The following is a 20,416-nucleotide window of genomic DNA, read 5'->3' on the forward strand; positions in this document are numbered from 1 at the left end:
GGTTTGAGACCTATAAAATCCAGAGGGTTTAATTGGTACAAAGAATTGCCATTTATTGTCGGGTTTCCACAACTGACCAATCCTGTGAGCGGCAAGAACGGGACTTACTAGAGTATGCTGCCGTTTGTGGCTTTGAAGTGGTTGGTGTTTGGAAGGAAACAGTTTCTGGAATTAAACATGACCGCACTGAACGCTCCAAAGTCATGGCTTTAGCTCAAAGTCATAGCATTGATGCCATCTTGGTTACAGAGATGACCCGGTGGGGACGCAGCACTATTGACCTGATTGAGACATTGCAGTCACTCCATAGTTGGGGTGTTTCCTTAATTGCCCAAACCGGATTGCAATTTGATTTGAATACACCGCAAGGTAGACTAATTGCTCATTTAATGGCATCTTTGGCTGAATTTGAACGGGATTTGGTGCGGGAAAGGGTACGGAGTGGGGTGGCGGCGGCTAAAGAGAGAGGTCAAAAGTTTGGCAGGCAACCGGGACAACGGGTGAAAGCAGACAAGTTAGCCCCCAAAGTTTTGCAGATGGTGCAATCTGGTTACTCTTACCGTAAAATTGCCACCTCGCTACATCTGTCGAAGACAACGGTCAATGATATTGTCAAACGACATCGGCTTTCGTCAAATGCAACAATTAATAGCGCAAATTTCATCCCAGATATTGAGCAACCAACTATGGCTTCAAAAAAATCTGCAAGCAATCAAACTATTTACCAACTCAAAATCACCCTCAAGAACATTCGACCCCCTATTTGGAGAAGGATACAGGTATTAAGTTCGACGACGCTTGAACAGCTACATCTGATTGTGCAAGAGGTAATGGGCTGGGATAACTATCATATGCATCAGTTTTCCATTGCTGGTATTGATTACGGTCAACCTCAACCAGAGTTTAATGTGCGTTCGGAAAAAACTGTAAAGCTAAGTCAGGTGGTTAAGGACGAGAAGTCCAAATTCTTCTACACTTACGATTTTGGGGATAGCTGGGAACACGAAATTTTGGTAGAAAAAGAACTACCATCAACTCCTGATACAAATTATCCTGTATTCATCACTGGGAAGCGTGCTTGTCCTCCTGAAGATTGTGGTGGTTCTTGGGGCTATGCAGAGTTACTGGAGATTATTAGTGACCCATCACATCCAGAGTATGAAGAGAGGATGGAGTGGGTAGGTGAAAGCTTTAATCCAGATACCTTCGATATCAATGATGTTAATCAAAGGTTACGAGAATTTCAATGAGCTACCAATATCCTCAATAACAGTTTGGGTAGCTCATTCAGCCACTTTTTTTGTGGAATGCTCTCTAGGTAAGCTTTTCAGCTATTACGTGGCGGCTGGTGACAGCTTCGCTACTTTTACCCCTAGTAGGAATCGACGAAGTATTCATGGCAGTAATAGAGACGCACACGGCAGGTTCTCCAATGGATGAGGATATAAAATGGACGAACTTAAGCCGTCAACAAATAGCAGATTTATTATCAGAAAAAGGAATAAAGGTAAGCGTTACGGTTGTAGACCAGTTGTTATGGAAACATAAATTTCGTAAAAGAAAAGCGGTGAAATCAACTGCTTGCGGAAGCAATGAACATCGCAATGAGCAGTTTGAAAATATTGAAAGTCTCAAGCAAGAATATTTTGCTCAAAGGAATCCAGTGATTAGTATGGATAGTAAAAAAAAGAGTTCATAGGAAATTTATACCGAGAAGGAAGTATTTATACGACTAGTGTAATCAAAGTGTTTGACCATGATTTTCCATCTCTAGCTACGGGAGTAGCAATTCCTCATGGTTTGTATGATTTGAAAGACAACACTGGTTTTATACAGATTGGCACTAGCCACGATACCAGTGAGTTTGCATGTGATTCTATTCGTTATTGGTGGAATAACTACGGGAAAAATCGCTACGAATTAGCTACATCAATACTACTTTTATGTGATGGTGGTGGTAGCAACAGTTCTCGTTATTACGTATTTAAAGAAGCTTTACAAAAATTGGTTAATGAAATCGGTATTGAAATTCGCATTGCTCACTATCCTCCTTATACATCAAAGTACAACCCAATTGAGCATCGTCTTTTTCCACATATAAGTCTAGCTTGTAAGGGAGTGATTTTTGACAGCGTAAATACTGTATCCGAACTTATGGCAAAAGCCACCACTCAAAAAGGTTTGAAAGTTTTTACAACCATCATCCATAAGACCTACCAAACAGGCAAGAAAGTTGCTGAGGGTTTTCAAGAAACAATGGAGATTTTCTTCGATGATTTTTTACCACAATGGAACTATACTGCTAAACCCCAATATCCTTGATAAGTGTAAGTTATTTAATCCACGTTCATAACTGGCAGTTCACTACCGCTGATGCCAGAATCCAATTCAAACGCTTATATTCAGTTATTGATAATTAAGGTCTACTAGTCTCAAGAATTAGCTGATTTTGAGGGCGCATTCCCTTGACCACTATCGGCACCCCCCCGGATGGACCCAACAGAAGACCCTTACGTACTGGTTGTACTGGTTTGCCATCTGCCAGTTCCATCTGCCAGCAAGACAGCACGGTAGCCAAAACTATTTTCATCTCAAACAAAGCAAATGCCATACCAATACAGCGACGGTTACCGCCTCCAAAGGGCAAATACTCATACGGGGTAAATTGACGTTCTAGAAACCGCTCTGGCTTAAACTGCTTCGCTTGGGGATATAAATCTTCCCGATGATGGGTCAAATAAATACAGGGAATTACCAAAGTACCAGGCTCTAACTTGTAGCCCATGATTTCTAGCGGTGATTTGACCAATCGATTGAATGCCAACATCAACACTGGGTAAAGACGCAGTGTTTCACTACAAACAGCATTTAAATAGGGCGATCGCATGAGCAAGTTGGGATCGGGGCGATCGCCAAGAGTATCCAGTTCTTGCAGTAGTTTCTCACGCACCTGAGGCACATGGTGAATCCAGTATAATGCCCAGGCTAAGACAGTCGCAGTAGTCTCATGACCCGCCACCAACACAGTGATTAATTCATCGCGTAACTCTACATCCGTCATCGGCTGACCCTGTTCATCGCGAGCCAACATCATTAAAGAGAGGATATCACTCCGACTAGGATCTGGTTGTTCTTTGCGTTCCCGAATCTCGGCATAGATGAGTTCGTCGAGTTGCTGTCTTTGGCGCATGAAAATTCCCCAAGGACTCCACGGTCCTAAATCCTGTTGCAGTATTGGAAAAAGAAACATCGGGGTCACTAGGGGTGTTTTCGGATTCATTAGCGCAATCAGGACGAATTTAAGCCTTTCGTAACGCGGTCCATCCCCTAAACCAAAGACTGTTTTCAAAATCACCTGAAAGGAAATTTCTTGCATGGATGGCAGGACTGAAAAGGGTTTGTCAAAGACCCATTGACTAGTCACAAGCTTTGTAATGTCGCGGATTTGCTCACCATAAGCCAGCATCCTTTCACCATGGAAGGGGGGTATTAACAGCTTGCGTTGCCGCTGGTGGGGCTTTCCCTCTAGCGCGAAGATTGATTGCTGTCCTAACAAATGCAATTTAATACCTGCTGCTTCCCCAGAGTCCAACTGTTTTGGATCAGTGGTAAAAATCTGCCCAATCGCCTGAGAATTACTAATGAATACCTGAGGTGTAAAAACTGGACCAATTCGGAGGGTAAAGATATCACCATAGCGTTGGGCACAAGATTCCATATACTCCAGGGGGTGAGCCATCCATTCAAGCGTCTGGATCAAGGGTAGCGTTTGCGGTCCATCAGGCAATTTAAATGCAGACATTTTTGTTAATCTCTTGGTAATTAATAAATTTACTATAAGAATCCTGGTTTCTCCAAGAAACCGGGATTCTGAGATTGCTATGTGAAAACATCATACCGCAGTCAAATTAACAAAGAATTAAAGATAAGCAAGTTGTGGTAATATGACCAAATACTTAATCTATCGTCTGCTGACATTCATTCCAACACTTATTGCCATCAGCATCGTTGTATTCGCTATCCTGGCATTAGCACCAGGCGATCCGATGGGTGAGTTCGCGCTCAACCCCTCGATTACAGCAGAAGTTCGAGACAATATTAAAAAGTCATTTGGTTTGGATCAACCAATATATATCCGCTACGTCAAGTGGTTTACGTCCTTCATCAGGGGAGACATGGGCTACTCTTTTACAAGCCGCAGTCCAGTTATTGCCTTGATTTTCCAACGTCTACCGACTACATTATGGGTGGTTGGTTCTGCCTACGTTCTCGGTGCGCTGCTTGCTATTCCCTTGGGGGTTATGTCTGCTCTCAAACGTAATTCATTTGTTGATACTATTGTAACAACTGTAGTCTTTATCGGATTTTCTCTACCGACATTTTTTACTGGGTTGCTATTTATTATTATTTTCAGTGTCCAGTTAAAATGGCTACCTTTTATCTATAATAGCACTTTGCAAGTAACTGATTGGCAAAGTTTTATAGCGCAAATAAAACAGTCGATTATGCCTGTATCTGTACTCACACTCTGGCAGACAGCTTTACTGATGCGTTTTGTCCGTTCAGAAATCTTGGAAAAACTCCATCAAGACTATGTACGCACTGCTTATGCTAAGGGATTACCTACGTTTGTGGTGATCGCTCGTCACGTTTTGCGGAATGCATTAATTCCTGTGGTCACACTAATGGCGTTGGATATTCCTAATATTTTCACAGGGTCTTTGGTCACAGAACAAGTTTTTCGCGTTCCTGGTATCGGTGCTTTATTGATTGAATCAATCTATCGCAATGATACACCAGTGGTCATGTCGATTACTTTTATCTATGCAATTTTGATTGTAGTTTTTAATTTGGTGGCAGATGTTCTCTATGCTTTATTAGATCCTAGAGTTAAGTACACAAAGTAGTCTATGTTAAAGCGATCGCTCAATCAAAATTCAGAAGAACCGAAATTTTCAGTTTCTCCCGCCGCAGAGGATATTGCTCCTGGGCAAGGGACACTAGGACAAGAAGCATGGCGCAAGTTTCGTCGCAATCGTCAAGCGCTTTTTGGAAGTGTGGTGCTGCTGATCATAGTCTTGAGCGTCCTTCTAGGTCTATTCATATATTCTACTCCGATCAACAAAATTGACTTTGCCCAATCCGCACATCCTCCTAGTTGGGAACATCCGTTTGGTACCAACGATTTAGGGCAGGATATACTAGCTAGATTGTTGTACGGCGGACGGATATCGATCGCAGTGGGAATTTTTTCCATGTTGGTTGCTATCTTGCTGGGTACGTTCATTGGCGCAATTTCCGGCTTTTATGGTGGCTTGCTGGACATGATGTTGATGCGTTTCACTGACTTGTGCCTTGCTTTACCGCGACTACCACTGTTGCTACTGGTGATATTTTTATTTCGTGATCCGATCAAAGCGATCGCAGGTGAAGAAGTAGGTATATTTGTATTGATAGTCCTGATCGTTGGTGGACTCAACTGGATGGGTGTCGCTAGATTAGTCCGATCTGGTTTTTTGATAGTACGCGAAATGGAATTTGTTACAGCCGCGAGGGCCCTTGGTGCGAGTCCCCAACGCCTGATTTGGATTCACATTCTGCCCAATGTCATGAGTCCTGTATTAGTTGCTGCTACGCTGTCAGTCAGTAATGCTATTATTACCGAATCTACCCTCAGCTTTTTTGGTCTTGGTTTTCCACCAGATGTACCAACTTGGGGTCGAATGCTCTATGATGGACAAAATTTTTTAGAATTTGCTCCCCATATGGTTCTTTTCCCTGGCACAGCAATATTTCTCACGGTGCTAAGTATTAACTATATAGGTGATGGTTTAAGAGATGCTCTAGATGCGAGACTGTCTTAATACCACGGTAGTTTACCAAAGAAGGGAGTAGGGAGTGGGGAGTAGGGGAAGAAAAGCGACAAATTCCCGAAAAACCAAGCGGTTTGAAGAAAGTGAATTTATTCATGAGATGAGAGAAATATTTGGGCCGAAGAAAGGCTTGCGGCGACACAGTTTATTCGATGTTAAATTACAGATAGCGTTACAGTTTAATTAGCCGCATCGGGGCTATTAGACAGAGCAGTTTTTGTCTAATTACCCAGATTAGGTATATTTAGGACTTACGCACACTCTACAAATTCTTAGCGCACAAACGCATCTTGACGGTTCGATAAATTAAGCTTTTTACCAACTTTTGCGTAACTGAATACTATTGACAGCACCCATGCTGCTTGCCAGTGCGCCGGCAACCAAGTTACCTATGGGTACTGCGCCTGTAGATGCGATGTAAAGGTGTTTTACCGCTGTTGTCAGTCGCAAAGCACAACGTTATGCAAAACTTCTCTTTCTTTAATGGTGTTAAATCCATACCAGAGCATTCCCGTAACACCTTTTCTCATCGCTCTTACGAAAGCATGATAATAAGAATTATTATTAGCATTTTTCTGGTAAATGAAGTAGGGATAAACTGTTAAAGCAGATATGAAGAGTACTATTTTCTTTGCCAATCTTTAATATTCCAAGTATCAGCATCCCACGGGGTTAAGTCCACACCAGCAAGTTTGTTACTGCTTCCACTCACTTCGGCTCTAGCAACTAGAGGAATCACGATCGCATCTTTAATCAACAAGTCGTTCATCTGGATAAACAACTGTCGGCGTTTTTCTGGATTTAACTCTGTTGTAGACTGTTTCCAGAGCTTATCATATTCAGGATTACAGAAGCGTGAAAAGTTGTAGCGCGACCAGTTATTTTTTTTCTGAGAAATTTCAGCACAAGTCCATACCTTCATATAAGCACCAGGATCTGGATTTCCATTACCGTTAGTAAACATTTGTACATCAGCGTAGAAGTGAGCAGATGTATCTGGGTTAGAGGGATCACTGGAAAAGTAAATACTTGGATCTATACTTTTGAGTTCTACCTTCACACCGATAGATGTTAATGCTTGTTTAATAATTTCTTGAGTCTTCTGTCGCAATGGGTTAACCGCAGTTTGGAAAACAACACTCATTTCTACGCCATTTTTATCCCGGATACCGTTGCCATTACTGTCTTTCCATCCAGCTTCATCAAGGGCAGCAGCAGCTTTTTTTAGATCGAATTGGTATTTTGTATTAGGCGAATTGTATATATTTGGTGCTATCAAGGTATTAGAAATAGGGCGACCAGTTTGACCGTATAACTGCTGGTTAATAGTATCGCGGTCAATGGCATAATTAAAAGCCTGACGCACTTTCTTATCGGTAAAGAAAGGATGAGGAAACTCGATGCTAGAGCGTTCGCCGTCGTTCGTTGCTTTATTTGGAGCGGTTTGATTAAGGAAAATGTGCTCTGCCAAACCTCCAAAAACGGTGTCTACTTTACCTTTACCTGCTGCTTCCAGTTGCTTGAGAATAGGGGCTTCCACCTGGAGGTTCCAAGCAAAGTCAACGTCCCCAGTTTGAAGTACAGCTCTTGCTGCCGAAGTTGCATCACCACCGCCCTTAAGTTCCACTCGCTTAAACAAAGGTTGATGCGCTTCCCGGAAGAAAGGATTAGCCTCGTAGATCACAATATCACCTGGTTTAAACTGTACGACTCGGTAGGGACCAGTACCGACAGGAGCTAAATTACCGGGGGCTTCCCTAGCGTTTGCGCCAGCGTATTTCTCGAAGATGTGACGGGGCAGAATTAATCCATTTTGACCAACAAAAGGCAGTGACCAAGCGGGATTGGCATCTTTGAAAGTTATTTTGACGGTGTGATCGTCAACGGCTTCAACACTTTTGACAGCTTCATAATAAGCAGTGGTGGTAGCACCTACAGATGGATTCGAGAGAAATTTGTAAGTAAATACCACATCCTGGGCGGTAAAAGGTTGTCCGTCTGACCACTTGACTCCCTGCTTGAGTTTCCAGATGACAGACTTGCCGTCTTTCGCCAGTCCACCATTTACCAAGTCGGGGATTTCTGCCGCTAAAAAGGGAATGAATTTACCATCTTTGTCATAACTGGCTAGCGGTTCATAGGTGACTCGACTGGCGTGGAAGTCTTTGAGACCTTGAGATAGATGGGGATTTAAAATAGTTGGCGCTTGCCAGTAGAGCAGTCGTAATGTATTACTACTAGGATCAGAAGCTCCTGGAGTAGAATTATTAGCAGTGGAAGATTCAGGCGAAGGGGAAGAACAGGCAGTCAAAAATAATACATTTATCAACGATAAAGCCAAAAGTTTACCTTTACTGAATTTATTCAAAAAAGCCATGTTTGATTGTTCAGTGGGTTAGTATTGTAAATTTTGTTGTGCCGCTCGTAAAACGCATACTGTTGCCTAACAGTTGCGTGTGTGTTGTTTTTTCCAAGTAACTATGCAAGTATTAAATACAGCGGGAAGCGCTGTTATGCAATACAGTTTTTCTTCTTGCTCCTCTTTTAGCATAGCTTTCAGCTTTGATGATCTACCTCATAGCTGCCGGAAGTGCTGTATGCTACTGTTGTGTATGCAATACCCAAAAAATCACTAATTTATTGGTAAGTTTCTATCATCAGTCATCAATAATAAAATTAATATTTTTTAACATAAGGATTTTCATGCTATGAATAAGCTTTTCAACAGTTGTTCCCTCTGAAGAGTGAGAAAGATGATTTTTTGTTGGCATGTTTAGTTGGCGATCGCACCCGTTATTAATATTATATATTATACAATCAAGCTGCTACACAGCTTACTGTTGTCCCAATGAGATTGTCAGCCGTTTCAAACCCAGAGTTATCTTTGCCGATAATCAACACCCTTTGATTGGCGAAGTCTTCTGGCTCTATCGATACATCTGCGTAATTCTCTGCCAGCTCGATTCAAATTTAAAATGTAAAGGTAGTTCGCAGCAATCCAATCCAAATACTATCATTTGCTGCATTATGCTCAGGATTGGTAATCATCAAAAATCCAGGAGTGATAAAGATTTTGTCAGTAACTAGGTAACGATAAGATACCTCAAAATGTAAAGAAGTATCTCGATCTAAGCGAGAAGAAACATCATTACTTGTAACTTTGGGGGGCATACCAAAAACAAAATTTAACTGACTGCCTAATTTGCCTATATCCGGCAAAGCCGCAGTAACTGCCCAACTCCAGATGTCTGCATTTGCTCCAACTGAACCATCTAAATTCTTAACACGCAAAGAAGACTCAGCATTAGCGTTAAAGTAGCTAACCCAACCTCCGAAAATCAATTTATCGCTCAACTTATAAGTAAATTGTAAGCCATAAGCGTTCGAGGAAGTCGCCGTACTTCCACCAAAAGGCAATTGAGCAAATCTGCTACCTTTACTCCCTGTTATATTAACAGTTGCGCCCGGTTCTGGAGCGTAGTAGTGACCGTAAGTAAAAGCAATCCCTAACTTATCAGATGCAGTATATGTTACCTGAGCTAAAGCAGTATATTGACCACCAAACAGTCCCTGGGAAGGATTGCCACCAGAAGTGGTTAAATAACTGATACCAGCGGCAAATTGGTCGGTAAAGTTATAGTAAGCTACTGCACCCGTGCCAAAAGCAAATGAAAAGATCGGACTTTCAGCGCCAAAAAGGGAAATTGAAGAAACAGGATTCAGCGCTGGAAAAATGCGAGTCGGAAAGTCTGCAATAGGAGCGATCGCTACTTTACCACGTTTGCCTATGGGAAACTCATAAAATAGCGAACTTAGCCTAATATCGTTGTTAGTGTTAGTAGCGGCAATCAACCGAGTCATATCTGTTCCAGTAACACTATTGCCGAAATTGCTAACATTTCCTGCTTGAATGCTAGCACGCAATTTGTCTCGACCTGTAAAACTGGTGTCGAAGTTGAGATTTACCCGCGCTGACAGGGTAGGATTTTCATCCAAGTGTTCCCTTAAGTTGTTTCCAGAAGCAACAGCTTTTTTATTCCCAAAAGCACTAATTACATTAAAATTTACTGTAGCCCTAAGAATTGTAGTAGTGCTAAATTGACGGCTTTGAACAACGGCTAATCGTTCTTCTAAGTTGTCTATTTTAGTAGTGATAGTATTGAGTTCTGTAGCAAATTCTGCTTGGAGTCTTTGTAAAACTGCCAAATCTTCTTGGCTAGAAAGTTTGTTGTTCAAACTATAAACTATACGTCCAATTTTTATCAAGCAAGTATTAAAGGCAGCAGCATATTCGTAACGATTTATAGCACGATTACCCTCAAAAGTATTTTTGCCAGAACCAGCAATGCAACGATACTTTTCTACCAAACTTCGCAGCGCTTCATAAGCCCAATCTCCAGGAGTAACATCTCGCAAATCTTCCACACTGGTAACTTCGTCTCCTATATCTGGTGGTTGACTATATAGTTTAGGGGGCTGTAATTGGTTAGCAGGAATTTCTGGAATTTGAGGTTCTTCTTTGGTTACTGAGGGAAACCGATTACCAGAGGATACTTGGTTTTCGCTTGTGATGGGAACTATACTTGAATTACTCAAGGATTCTTCGCCAAAATCATTTGAGTTAAAAGTTGTTACAGATAATGGACTTCTAAATTCATTTGTGGCAGTAATCTCGTCAATTGATGTTATTTCAACAGAAGCACCTGTCAATCCCTGAAGTAAAGTTGCCTGATTCTTTTCTGGCAAGTTTGCAGTTGTTTGAATTTCGGGTACTGGGGTATTAGCAGGATTTGCTTGTGCCAAGACCGGAGGTAATATTAACAAGTTAAAACCCAGTATTACTGAGGTTAGCGGTAATGGCACACTCAATTTGCTCATAATTCCTGCTTCTTTTCACATAAATAATAAATAATAAGCCTCTTGATTAAGGACGAACTCTCAATTCATTATTGGTAGTTTCAATCACTTTATTCGCTACATCTTCTGGAATTCTCGTATACTCTAACTGCTGATTAAATTCTTGCCCCTTCGTCAAAACCCATCTCAACAAATTCTTAGTTGCCTGAACAAGAGTTTCATCAGGATATTTTTGAGAAAAGAGTAGCCAACTTAAACTAACCAAGGGATAGCCATCCTCTGGATCATTGATATCTTCAGTAGTAAAATCATCGTTAAACTTGATATTAGCTAAGGCTTTTTTCGTCTCTGCCAAAGTAGGTTCGACGTAACGACCAGCCCGATTTTCAATCCTCGCTGTTTGCAGATTGTTCTGACGCGCAAAGCTTGTTTGGACATAGCCGATCGCACCATCAATTCTTCGCACTTCTCCAACTACTCTACTATCTTCAGTCACACCAGCGAAGACCTGAAATCCCCAATTAGGTTCTCTGCTAGCTTCTATCTTGCCATTAGTAATTTTTTGCAAATATCTAGTCAGGGTCAAGGTAGTACCGCTACCGTCGGAGCGAACTACAACTTGAATTTTTTTGCTAGGAAAGCGGGGGTCAACCTGATTCCAATTAGCAATTTGACCTGTAAATATTTTTGCTAGTATCTCACGAGATAGCTTCACATCGGTGCTTATATCTTCAAGATTGTAAACAATGGCTATTGCCCCTCCCCCTGTTGGTATCATCAGTAACCCGTCTTTCATCTGATTTTTCTCGGTTGGGGTAGGAATCAAAGTCGTAGCTCCGAAATCCACAGATTTATTCGTGAACAGCCGAATGCCACCACCACTGCCAATTGCGGTGTATTTAAACTTAGCACCTGTTTGCCGTTGGTATTCTACACTATAACGCTGATAAAGAGGTTCGGAAAAAGAATCACCAGTACCCCTAAGTAATTGGGCAGAAGCAGCATTAGTGCTACAATAAATTGTTATTATAGTTAATGTGGTAGTTAAAATTTTCTGCCAGTTCCCAAGTGTAAAAGTCTTCATGAGTATTTTATTAAATAAAGTTTGATAGCAATTAGAAATCTACCTATAGTAAGCCAAACACTTGATTTTTGATTAGTCCTTGTCTTGCCGAGTTTGTTTGTGCAGCCGCACACTTCTATTCTGAAAGCCAGGTGCTTTTGATTTACTAATACCGAACTTTTTTGGGGTAAATGATGACTTTATTACCATCAGCAGCAATTTCTAACCAAAAATCCTGAATGACAAATTGATAGAACAATTCGCCAAGACGGGTACTCCGCCAAGTGCTGATAAGTTGGTCATTTGGTGCCCATCGTTTGAAACCTTTTAGAGCAATTTCAGGAACTCCACTAAGCTCTATTTGCTCGTCAACTTGAATCAGAGTACCAATGGGAGTAACTTGTACTTCAACTTCAAAGCCTTGTTGGTTTTTACCTCTGAGTATGTATATTAACGAACCATCTGACTTCAATTCAATTCGGGCTTGGTTAAATTCAGCATTGGTCGCTGTTTTTCCTGAAGACATTGCTGGAAGTGCTACTTCTTCCAGGGGTATTTTTCGTACTATTCCCCCTAGATTTTGGGCTATTAATAAACTTTGACTGTTAGAGAGAGATTGAGCCTGAGCATCACCCAAATAAACAGAACAGGCTAACATAGCCATCCCTGTAGTTGTTAAAATTTTCCGCCAAGTAGTTGTGTAGAAAATCATCATTTTTTTATTTTTTTTATTGTTCATTATTTTTTAAAGGGCAAAATTTTCCAGCGAATCAGTCCCTTCTTTCCAGTGTCAACTCAACCAAGTAACCTCTGTCTCATTTTCGTGTAGAACTCAAAACTCCAGAGATGATTGTTTTCTGCTTGTAGAATTTCTATTCTTTCCAGCAATCTCGAATAGTTGACTTGGATGTTCTCAGCTTAGTCGCAATAAATTTGTACTTGCTTGTCAGCCTCGGATAATTTTCTATTTGTGTTCACGATTTAAATGTCACTACTTGACCAATCCACTATTTTTTCTGACTTGCTTTCTTCAAGAACTCTTGATTACCCTTCACTTGCAAAAACTTAGTTTTTGACTCATCCAATACGGTTGGTTTGACTGGAAAGTAACCCAAACTAGAAATTTCTTCGTTGACATTGGTTAAGTAATAGTTAACAAATCCTTTGACTTCCGGTCGTTGCTGAATCGCTTTCCCATCTGCATAAATATATAACGGACGGGTTAGAGGATATGTTGGCTGGTCAGGCGCTACTCCATCAATGGCGATCGCCTTCAGCTTATCTTGGTTTTCTTTATATGAGCTATACCCTAAAAAGCCAACCATATAGGGATTGATTAAAGCTTCTGAGTGCAACTGCTCTACAAAGTCGTAAAATATTGTATTGGGGGCATTAATCAGTTGGTTGGCGTTTCCCTTGAGGATAGTTTGCACAACTAGGTCAACTGAGGCTCCAGTACCAACCCCGGCTGGGATAATGCGTTTAATCACCTCTGAAGGCCAAGTAGGATTCACATCTGACCACTTTTCGACGGTGAATATCTTTGCCAGTTCGTCGCGTGTCAGATTGTTGGGAAGGAAATTATTCTGAGAACTAACTACAATGGTGACTGCATCGCCAGCAACTTGAAAGCCTATCGGCTCAACACCTGATTTAGCACATGCTGCTGACTCAAGGTTTGCGATCGGGCGATCCGCATTCACAATATCTAGCTTTTTTTCCTCGCAAAATAGTTTAAAGCCAACCTGGGTGTCAATACCAGCTAAATTAATTTTGTTAGGGTAGCCGTCTTGGATAAAACGTTCAGCAATAGCCTGACTAAGCGGTAAAACTACTTGGCTTCCCGATATCGATAGTGTTCCTTCCAGTTCTAAGGGTTTTACCTCTGGCAGCACAATGCCCTGTTTTGCTTTATCTTGGATTGAGGGTGGTTTAACCGATTTCTGCTCGACCCGCTGAATACCCAAGCTTTGATTTGATGCCTTGTCTGCACTGACTTGGTTAACTTGATTGACAATCTTCGCTTTAGAGATTGTTTGACTTTCCGCGCAGGCTGTCAACAGGAAAATCACGTAAATTAAACTATATTTCCAGTAATTTTGTGATTCCATCTTTATCCTTCTACTGATGCCCGCCGACCATTCTTACTAATCAATGGACTGACTTCATCTTTAATTTCTTTGGCGAGTCGAACCATCTTTTTCCGTTCTTCGATATACTGAAGAATTTGTGAGGCAAATTTGGAATTAGATTCGATCGCTTCGATAATATTGTCCCCTGGAATCACTACAACCTCAACATCCTCATCCGCAACGGCTGTAACTGGACTTACCTCTCCTGCAAAAATAGCCATTTCACCAAATGCCTCGTTAAGTTCAAGCTGGTCTACTATCTTGCGGCTACCTTGTTCATCTATTATGTAGGCGTGTCCTGTGCCTTTGAACATTATGTAGAGTCCCGCGTCTTTTTTACCTTCCTGAATAATTAACTCACTCTTGCCATAAGGCTGAAATTTAGCCCGGGTAGCCAGTTTCTCAATTTGATTATCATTAAGGCTAATGAAATAAGGAAGCGATCGCAAATAAGTTACCAAGTCCTGTTGGCGGTTCTCAAACACTTGAGGAATCCGGCTTGGTACCCCGTGTTTCGCATCGACAGCGTACTGCATTCTAATCGGATAGGGCATCGTAAAACCATAACGCTTGGTCAGATAATAAAGTCGGGATTGGAGTTCCGCAACAACGAAGATATCTTCATCAGGGGACACTTTATACCAAAGCTGGTAGGTGATACTAAAGTCTCCGTAGGAACTAACTATAGCAATAGCTTTAGATTCGATGGTATTTATACCCTCCCCCAAGCTATTTAGTGCTGGAATCACCACATTAGGAGAGTCGTCATAAGAAAAACTGGCGGAAATATTTTTCCAGACTGCCCCCTGACCGTAATTGATGATGCTTGCCTTCGATAACACCCCATTGGGAACGTTTAATTTCATGAATTGACTTCCTATCGTGACCGACCACCAATTTTGGTCAATTACCCGTCCCTGCTTTCCGTCTATCTGAATCCAATCACCCATTTTGAAGGGTTTGGCAAATACCAGCAGTAATCCTGACACCAGGTTGCTGAGGGTATCTTGCAGCGCGAGGGCAATTACCGCCGAGGCGATTCCCACACTGCTGCCCAAGCCACTCAAACTTATATTCCAAACTCCATTTAGGATATAGTAGCCAATAAATATTACCACTACAGCCTTAGCTACCTGAAAGAACAGGTTAGGCACATGGAGTTGCCACTTGATCGTCGGTTGCTTTTTTGTCGTCAACAGCGCATTTATTAAAGAAATTCCCGCCACAATCACCGCGACCAAAGTCAGTGTTTCTACAAACCGCGCCCAGGAATCTTTGCCAGCGACGCTCAAAAGCTGCCGCATTAACAATAACACTGCTAACGGCGGTAACACATACTCACGCACTTGACGCAGGGCAACCGCCAAAGGGTGCTGCTGCCGTTCCAACCTTGATGCTGCTTCACCAAGCAGTATATTCAAGAATGGGAATCCCAGACCCAACAGTAATATCCATCCCAGAAGTGATTTATCCATAACTGTTTTTTAACGAATAATCAATAGCGACTTTGTTAAGAATTTTATTGTTTTCATTTGAAATATCTCTTGTAGAAACAAAAACCGCCTAGCTTAGTAGAATCAACTGTGCTGGCAGTTAAAATTATCCCATGTAAACCTGAATATAGTTAAATCTACTGAAATTCCACCAATATTACACTATATTATTGGTTCTAGGGGCTTTTTGGCGGCTAGCTCGGATTTCTTATTTGTGACAAATCCGGGTAGAAGAGGTTTACCTTCGACTACGCTTTAGTCGAATCACTTAATCTTGATAAATTGGAGTCATTCGTAGTCAGGCGTAGCTATATCCGTCGTTGCGATGAATCTTGAAAACATCTTTCATTGTTGAAAATCCAACTCTAAAACCGTTAATAACGACTTCGCACCCTTCTTTTATTGGGGTTTTAACACGACAATTGTATATCCCCGACGGTATATTCTTGCGATCCTTGTGCAGCGTGACTTTGACAAAATCTCCTGTAGAAACATGAGTAAACGTTTGTTTGGGTGCGGTGCAAGGAAATCCAAACTTATTAAGTCGGCACATCCTTCTACATCCATGACCTGTGGTTTTTACTGTCAGGATTTTTGTTGTCAGTATCTTGAGGTTTTGAATGACTCCCACACACGCAGCATCAATCCAATGATTTTTAGGGAGTTGCAATCGAGTCCGGTTAAACTTAGTTAAACCCCCAGAACCAGTAGAAACTGGTAATCCAGTTGATACAAGCACTCTTAATAATGCCCATCGAGTTGAATTTACGGCAGATGCATCTTTTAATGGTCTTTTAGCTTGGGATAATATCTTTTTTAAAAGTTCGGGCTTTTTAGCTAGGAAGTTTTCGACATCTTGTGTTCCCTTCTTGAGGTTACACTTCTCACAAGCTAAACACAAATTAGAGATTCTATTAGTTCCTCCCTTAGCTTTCGGCTTAATATGCTCAACTTGTAAAGGAATGTTTTCAGCAGAGCAATAAGTACATCTCCTATCCCATTTATTGAGTAAGTACTCGCGCACTTCATATCCCGTTAATTCACCTTGTTGATATTCGATGCCCGATATTTCTGGGTTTTCTAGTTGCTGTAAATCAAACCGGACTAACTCTTGAACAATGTTAGCTATTGGGGCAAATTTACACAATCTTTTTACCCAAGTGTTGATAGTTAAAACACGATGCTTCAAAGACGGGGCTAACCAGCCAGCAGAATGTTTACGGTTCAGAAACCGAGCTTGACGATAACGGGTGTGTCGAGCGCGTCTCCCTCTTCTTACAGAAGATCGAGTTTCTAGACTATCTTTAATCGCCAAGCCTCTATGCTGTAATTCCATTCCCCACACTACTTCGTTTCGATTATTTACTAGCGCGATTCCAGTGAATTTAGAACCTGGATCTATTTTCAAGGTAATGGGATAAGTAATGATATTCTCTACTACCCGATTCATGATTAAAACGAATGGGTAGCGACGAAAAACAGCAGCTTTATTTGCTTCTAAAAGTTTTCTCGCATGAGAAGGATGAATCGGATTCATCGGTGTTTTGTTGGAATCAATCAAAAAAATGTAATTTGACATTTGTTGGTTTAGTCGGTTTGACTAGCTCTTATTTCTAAGTAAAGTTTGCTTCAACCTTGTTATCTAAACTTTTGAGCTAAAAGCACTATCCTTGCGGATTGTTTAACTAGTAGCGACAGAGCGGGGGACTAGCGAATCCCAAGGTGTCATGATTTAAATAACGTTTACCCAAGCTTGGGAGCAACGCGATTTTGTGAGGTGCTAAAAATTAGGGGTATAAATCACCTGTTTGATAGTGCGATCGCAGTGAAACATCTGTTTTTATTGAGAATCTAGCTATATAAATGAGAATAAAACCCCGATCTCACTTTTTCGCGTTGCTCCCCCCAAGCTTTGGGTGGTTTGGTTCACATAGACTACGGATTACTCCGATTGCCTATGCTCTCGGTAGGTGTAGTGACTCGCGTCCAAATCATAACCCGATCTTCAAGTGGATCTCCGCTGGCAACACCATGTACAAAAAGGTTATCTGTCATCTTGTCCTCACATCTCTTCGTGCTTTCTTTGAGCAATTTATCGCTTACTACAAGCTTTTACACGCCTATTTTTTCTAACTTAAGTTCTGCTGCTGCCTCTTTCATTATCTTACTCAGGAATGTGTACGCTTCTTCCCATGCCTTTTGTACTGGCATAGTAAACTCTGCACCTAGTCCTTGGGCTAACGTCCACAGCAAAACTTCGCCGACGACATCGTAGTATTCATCCTTGACACCAAAGCCCGCATGGCCACGACCCAGTTTCTGAACAACGGGGACAATCTTGTTTGGCTGACGTAAACCTTCAACTGCCAGAGCAAGCGTAGCCATTAACTTACGTTCCTGCTCTTTCATATCCCCCTTAAATAAAGGACGAAAAGAAGGTTCTAATTCAAACAGTCGCTGGTAGAATAGTTCGGCAGCCTTAGCGCTGATTGGCTTGATTTTGGCAAAGGATGACTGAACCAAGTCTACTTGACTCGCAACCAACTTATTAGTAGTTATCAGCGTCCAAGTTTCCACCTCTGGCAGGTTTTCAATCTTCAACGATGGATTTTGCACGAATGTGTAGCTATCAGCCACTCGTTCGTATACACCCTGAGTAATCAAAATGTAGTTTAACTCCGCTATCGTCTGGAGGCGGCTTGCTACATAGGCTGTTTCCCCCCAAATGGTGTACCCAAATTTCTCGGTTCCGACTACCCCTGCTGTTATCGGACCTGTATGAATGCCGATGCGTAAACCTAAGGCAGAATGACGACCATAATCTTGGCGCTGGATAATGTCTAACATGGCTATGGCAAAATCAACCGTTCGTTTGCTGTGGTCAAATTTAATTTCAGTAAGTCCACATATTACCATGTAGCTTGCACTACTAATATTATGTCGTTCCACACCGTAGTGTTCTGCCGCTTCATCAAATTCATCGTATAGTTTGGTGAGCAGTTCTGTTACTTCTATCGCATCAATTCGCTTGCTCAATTCAACGACACCTACCACATGTGCCGTAAGAATTGTTACTTGCTTGAGGCTGTCGGCAATCACCAACTCTCCTTTGGTTCTGCGTTCGGCGATGGCGCTGGGTAGGATATTCCGCAACAGAATATCGTTCTGCTGCTTCTTGGTCTCTAGCTGCTGCTCAGTTTGGCGTAATTTGTTTAAAATCAGATTGAACTCTGTTGCTAATTGCCCAAACTCGTCAAGGGATTTTACCTCAACTCCCGCATCGGGTTCCCCAGCATTAATTCTCTGGGCACTCTCCATTAAGCGGCGCATGGGAGAGGTGAAAATCCTTGCAGCACCTGCTGCTAAATACGCGGTCACTAGTAGGAAAATCACCGCCGCAATCAGCAAAATTACCTGTAAGGTGTAAAGCGGATGATAGGCTTCTCCCACCTCCATCTCTGCCAGAATCGCCCAATTTAACCCGTTCAACTTCAAAGGAGCGTAGAAACTCAATACCTCTGCCCCCCGATAGTTGCGGTCAACCATCATACCTTCTTGCCCAGACAAAGCGGCTTGGGCAGCCGGACTATTAATTTTTTGTAAGTCAATGGTGGTGTTGAAGTTCTCCATCAGTTGGAGAGTTTTCTTGTCAGTCCCTGTGTAACGAACAACGTTTCGATATTTTTTGGGGTCTTCAACCCAAAAACGGGATGTCGAACGCATTAAGGAATCAGGTCCGACTAAATAAGCTTCCCCTGTTTTACCCAAACCACTGCCTTCCCAATTATTATTCCGGCTAATGGCTTCGTTGATCTTGTTAACGGGCACTTGCACCGCCAAGATACCAATCATGTTAGAACCACTATAAATGGGCGTTGCTATGAAAGCGGCGGGAGCATCATAGGAGGGGCGGTAAGCTTTGAAATCAGCTACTTGAATCAAACCTTGTGTTGGGTTTGCCCGGACTCTCCGCACCAAATCTGCCAGTGGAGTCTGGAAGTTAAGACCCTGGAGCATATTGCTGGCAAAATCTGTCTCTTTAAAATAGGAGTAGACAATATCGCCTGTTTTAGGGTTAATCAAAAATAAATCGTAATAACCGAATTTTTGGATAATTCCTGAAAAGAATTTTTGATATTTGGCATGAGCTTTCGTATAATCGCTGTTATCGCCAGCATCGAGGAGCTTATTTTTTTCGCCGACTGGATTAGGATTAGAAGCAATATAGTAATACTGGAGATAGCGAGCCGCTTGTCCGGTGGGACTATAGATACTGGGGTTCAGTTCTTCAGAAGAGAGATTTTTTTTCAACCTGGGGAAAAATTGCTCAGTGTAGTAAGCATCCAAGGCTTTATACGATTCTTCGGGAACAACGCTGCGTTCCAGGTTGCGGAAACCCCCATTTAACTCCACCATCGCTTTAACGACGTTGCTGTCTGCTGCCAGCATCCCCACTTGGTTGTTCAAATTTTCAAAGTACAACTCAAACTGCTCGGCTTTGGTGGTGCGTATACCTGCAAGCTGGTCAGCGATTTTGGTTCTGAGGGTGGATTGGGCTTGATACCAACCAATCCCACTTACTACCACTACTGAACCAAGGCTAACTGTTAGCAACAAGGCTTGCAGCTTGGATTTAATTGTCCAATTGCTGAGTTTTAGATTACTTAGGGAGCCATTACGGAACTTTAACACGCGATTTTGAGGTTTTAACATCTTTGTAGAACTAATGTACTAAGATATGAAGTTATATATTATATAGTTTTTTAAATAAATTTTGATGAATATTAATACTATTAGATATATTTTTTAGTATTTTATCAGCGCTCGGACTATAATTTTATTTTTGAAAAAACGACCTACTTCTGGAGAGACATAAAGTTAATTGATATTACTATGCATTGGGGAGAGGAGTGGCTATCCTTTTTTCTGCCCGTGCTAAATTCGCAGGGTTAGCGCGTCTCAAAACCTATTGACAAGAGGACTTACCTGATCAGAAAT

The 20,416-nt window shown here is 41.7% G+C and carries 14 protein-coding genes and 1 pseudogene; 4 read left to right on the forward strand and 11 right to left on the reverse strand.

Features of this window, described 5'->3' with window-relative positions; all coding sequences use genetic code 11:
• Positions 1-32 precede the first annotated feature (32 nt).
• Complete coding sequence (locus tag PUQ00_RS13210) at positions 33-1,250, forward strand: recombinase family protein (protein WP_300416947.1); 1,218 nt, start codon at positions 33-35, stop codon at positions 1,248-1,250.
• 182 nt (positions 1,251-1,432) lie between these two features.
• A pseudogene (locus PUQ00_RS13215) lies at positions 1,433-2,322 on the forward strand (ISAzo13 family transposase).
• 94 nt (positions 2,323-2,416) lie between these two features.
• On the opposite strand, the gene PUQ00_RS13220 reads toward PUQ00_RS13215, so the two are convergent.
• Positions 2,417-3,802: a cytochrome P450 gene (locus PUQ00_RS13220; protein ID WP_300416950.1), complete on the reverse strand. Its 1,386-nt coding sequence runs from the start codon at positions 3,800-3,802 to the stop codon at positions 2,417-2,419.
• A gap of 142 nt (positions 3,803-3,944) precedes the next feature.
• Here PUQ00_RS13220 and PUQ00_RS13225 point away from each other — a divergent pair, with 142 nt between their 5' ends.
• Both PUQ00_RS13225 and PUQ00_RS13230 read left to right on the forward strand, forming a co-directional pair.
• Positions 3,945-4,907 carry an ABC transporter permease gene (locus PUQ00_RS13225; protein WP_300416953.1) on the forward strand — a complete coding sequence of 321 codons (963 nt, stop codon included), beginning with the start codon at positions 3,945-3,947 and terminating at the stop codon, positions 4,905-4,907.
• A gap of 3 nt (positions 4,908-4,910) precedes the next feature.
• Positions 4,911-5,864, forward strand: coding sequence for an ABC transporter permease (locus tag PUQ00_RS13230; RefSeq protein ID WP_300416955.1), 954 nt, complete (start codon positions 4,911-4,913; stop codon positions 5,862-5,864).
• Positions 5,865-6,188: 324 nt separating this feature from the next.
• Here the strand turns inward: PUQ00_RS13230 and PUQ00_RS13235 are convergent, their stop codons facing one another.
• The 10 genes from PUQ00_RS13235 to PUQ00_RS13275 form a co-directional block, all read right to left on the reverse strand.
• On the reverse strand, positions 6,189-6,323 hold the full coding sequence (locus PUQ00_RS13235) for a hypothetical protein (RefSeq protein WP_300416958.1): 135 nt from the start codon (positions 6,321-6,323) through the stop codon (positions 6,189-6,191).
• Positions 6,324-6,495: 172 nt separating this feature from the next.
• The gene (locus tag PUQ00_RS13240) at positions 6,496-8,250 is read right to left on the reverse strand and encodes a peptide ABC transporter substrate-binding protein (protein WP_300416960.1); all 1,755 of its coding nucleotides are present in this window, start codon (positions 8,248-8,250) and stop codon (positions 6,496-6,498) included.
• A 593-nt stretch (positions 8,251-8,843) separates the two neighbouring features.
• Positions 8,844-10,751, reverse strand: coding sequence for an iron uptake porin (locus PUQ00_RS13245; RefSeq protein WP_300416961.1), 1,908 nt, complete (start codon positions 10,749-10,751; stop codon positions 8,844-8,846).
• Between the two features lie 46 nt (positions 10,752-10,797).
• Complete coding sequence (pstS, locus tag PUQ00_RS13250; RefSeq protein WP_300416964.1) at positions 10,798-11,814, reverse strand: phosphate ABC transporter substrate-binding protein PstS; 1,017 nt, start codon at positions 11,812-11,814, stop codon at positions 10,798-10,800.
• A 145-nt stretch (positions 11,815-11,959) separates the two neighbouring features.
• Positions 11,960-12,508 carry a hypothetical protein gene (locus PUQ00_RS13255; RefSeq protein ID WP_300416967.1) on the reverse strand — a complete coding sequence of 183 codons (549 nt, stop codon included), beginning with the start codon at positions 12,506-12,508 and terminating at the stop codon, positions 11,960-11,962.
• Positions 12,509-12,800: 292 nt separating this feature from the next.
• Positions 12,801-13,904, reverse strand: a complete 1,104-nt coding sequence (locus PUQ00_RS13260; protein WP_300416970.1) for a substrate-binding domain-containing protein — start codon at positions 13,902-13,904, stop codon at positions 12,801-12,803.
• A 2-nt stretch (positions 13,905-13,906) separates the two neighbouring features.
• On the reverse strand, positions 13,907-15,400 hold the full coding sequence (locus PUQ00_RS13265) for a cyclic nucleotide-binding domain-containing protein (protein WP_300416973.1): 1,494 nt from the start codon (positions 15,398-15,400) through the stop codon (positions 13,907-13,909).
• 316 nt (positions 15,401-15,716) lie between these two features.
• Positions 15,717-16,997, reverse strand: a complete 1,281-nt coding sequence (gene iscB, locus PUQ00_RS13270; RefSeq protein ID WP_300416976.1) for an RNA-guided endonuclease IscB — start codon at positions 16,995-16,997, stop codon at positions 15,717-15,719.
• 356 nt (positions 16,998-17,353) lie between these two features.
• The gene (locus tag PUQ00_RS32805; RefSeq protein WP_366145957.1) at positions 17,354-17,473 is read right to left on the reverse strand and encodes a PhoD-like phosphatase N-terminal domain-containing protein; all 120 of its coding nucleotides are present in this window, start codon (positions 17,471-17,473) and stop codon (positions 17,354-17,356) included.
• Positions 17,474-17,530: 57 nt separating this feature from the next.
• Positions 17,531-20,131, reverse strand: a complete 2,601-nt coding sequence (locus PUQ00_RS13275; RefSeq protein WP_300416979.1) for an adenylate/guanylate cyclase domain-containing protein — start codon at positions 20,129-20,131, stop codon at positions 17,531-17,533.
• Positions 20,132-20,416 lie beyond the last annotated feature (285 nt).

It is taken from the genome of Nostoc sp. S13 (assembly GCF_029379315.1).
Taxonomy (GTDB): domain Bacteria; phylum Cyanobacteriota; class Cyanobacteriia; order Cyanobacteriales; family Nostocaceae; genus Nostoc.

What these genes read in the sequence shown, in the direction of transcription:
- PUQ00_RS13220 (WP_300416950.1), bottom strand. Translation starts at nt 3,802, where the DNA reads ATGTCTGCATTTAAATTGCCTGATGGACCGCAAACGCTACCCTTGATC.
- PUQ00_RS13225 (WP_300416953.1), top strand. Translation starts at nt 3,945, where the DNA reads ATGACCAAATACTTAATCTATCGTCTGCTGACATTCATTCCAACACTT.
- PUQ00_RS13230 (WP_300416955.1), top strand. Translation starts at nt 4,911, where the DNA reads ATGTTAAAGCGATCGCTCAATCAAAATTCAGAAGAACCGAAATTTTCA.
- PUQ00_RS13240 (WP_300416960.1), bottom strand. Translation starts at nt 8,250, where the DNA reads ATGGCTTTTTTGAATAAATTCAGTAAAGGTAAACTTTTGGCTTTATCG.
- PUQ00_RS13245 (WP_300416961.1), bottom strand. Translation starts at nt 10,751, where the DNA reads ATGAGCAAATTGAGTGTGCCATTACCGCTAACCTCAGTAATACTGGGT.
- pstS (WP_300416964.1), bottom strand. Translation starts at nt 11,814, where the DNA reads ATGAAGACTTTTACACTTGGGAACTGGCAGAAAATTTTAACTACCACA.
- PUQ00_RS13255 (WP_300416967.1), bottom strand. Translation starts at nt 12,508, where the DNA reads ATGATGATTTTCTACACAACTACTTGGCGGAAAATTTTAACAACTACA.
- PUQ00_RS13260 (WP_300416970.1), bottom strand. Translation starts at nt 13,904, where the DNA reads ATGGAATCACAAAATTACTGGAAATATAGTTTAATTTACGTGATTTTC.
- PUQ00_RS13265 (WP_300416973.1), bottom strand. Translation starts at nt 15,400, where the DNA reads ATGGATAAATCACTTCTGGGATGGATATTACTGTTGGGTCTGGGATTC.
- iscB (WP_300416976.1), bottom strand. Translation starts at nt 16,997, where the DNA reads ATGTCAAATTACATTTTTTTGATTGATTCCAACAAAACACCGATGAAT.
- PUQ00_RS32805 (WP_366145957.1), bottom strand. Translation starts at nt 17,473, where the DNA reads ATGACAGATAACCTTTTTGTACATGGTGTTGCCAGCGGAGATCCACTT.
- PUQ00_RS13275 (WP_300416979.1), bottom strand. Translation starts at nt 20,131, where the DNA reads ATGTTAAAACCTCAAAATCGCGTGTTAAAGTTCCGTAATGGCTCCCTA.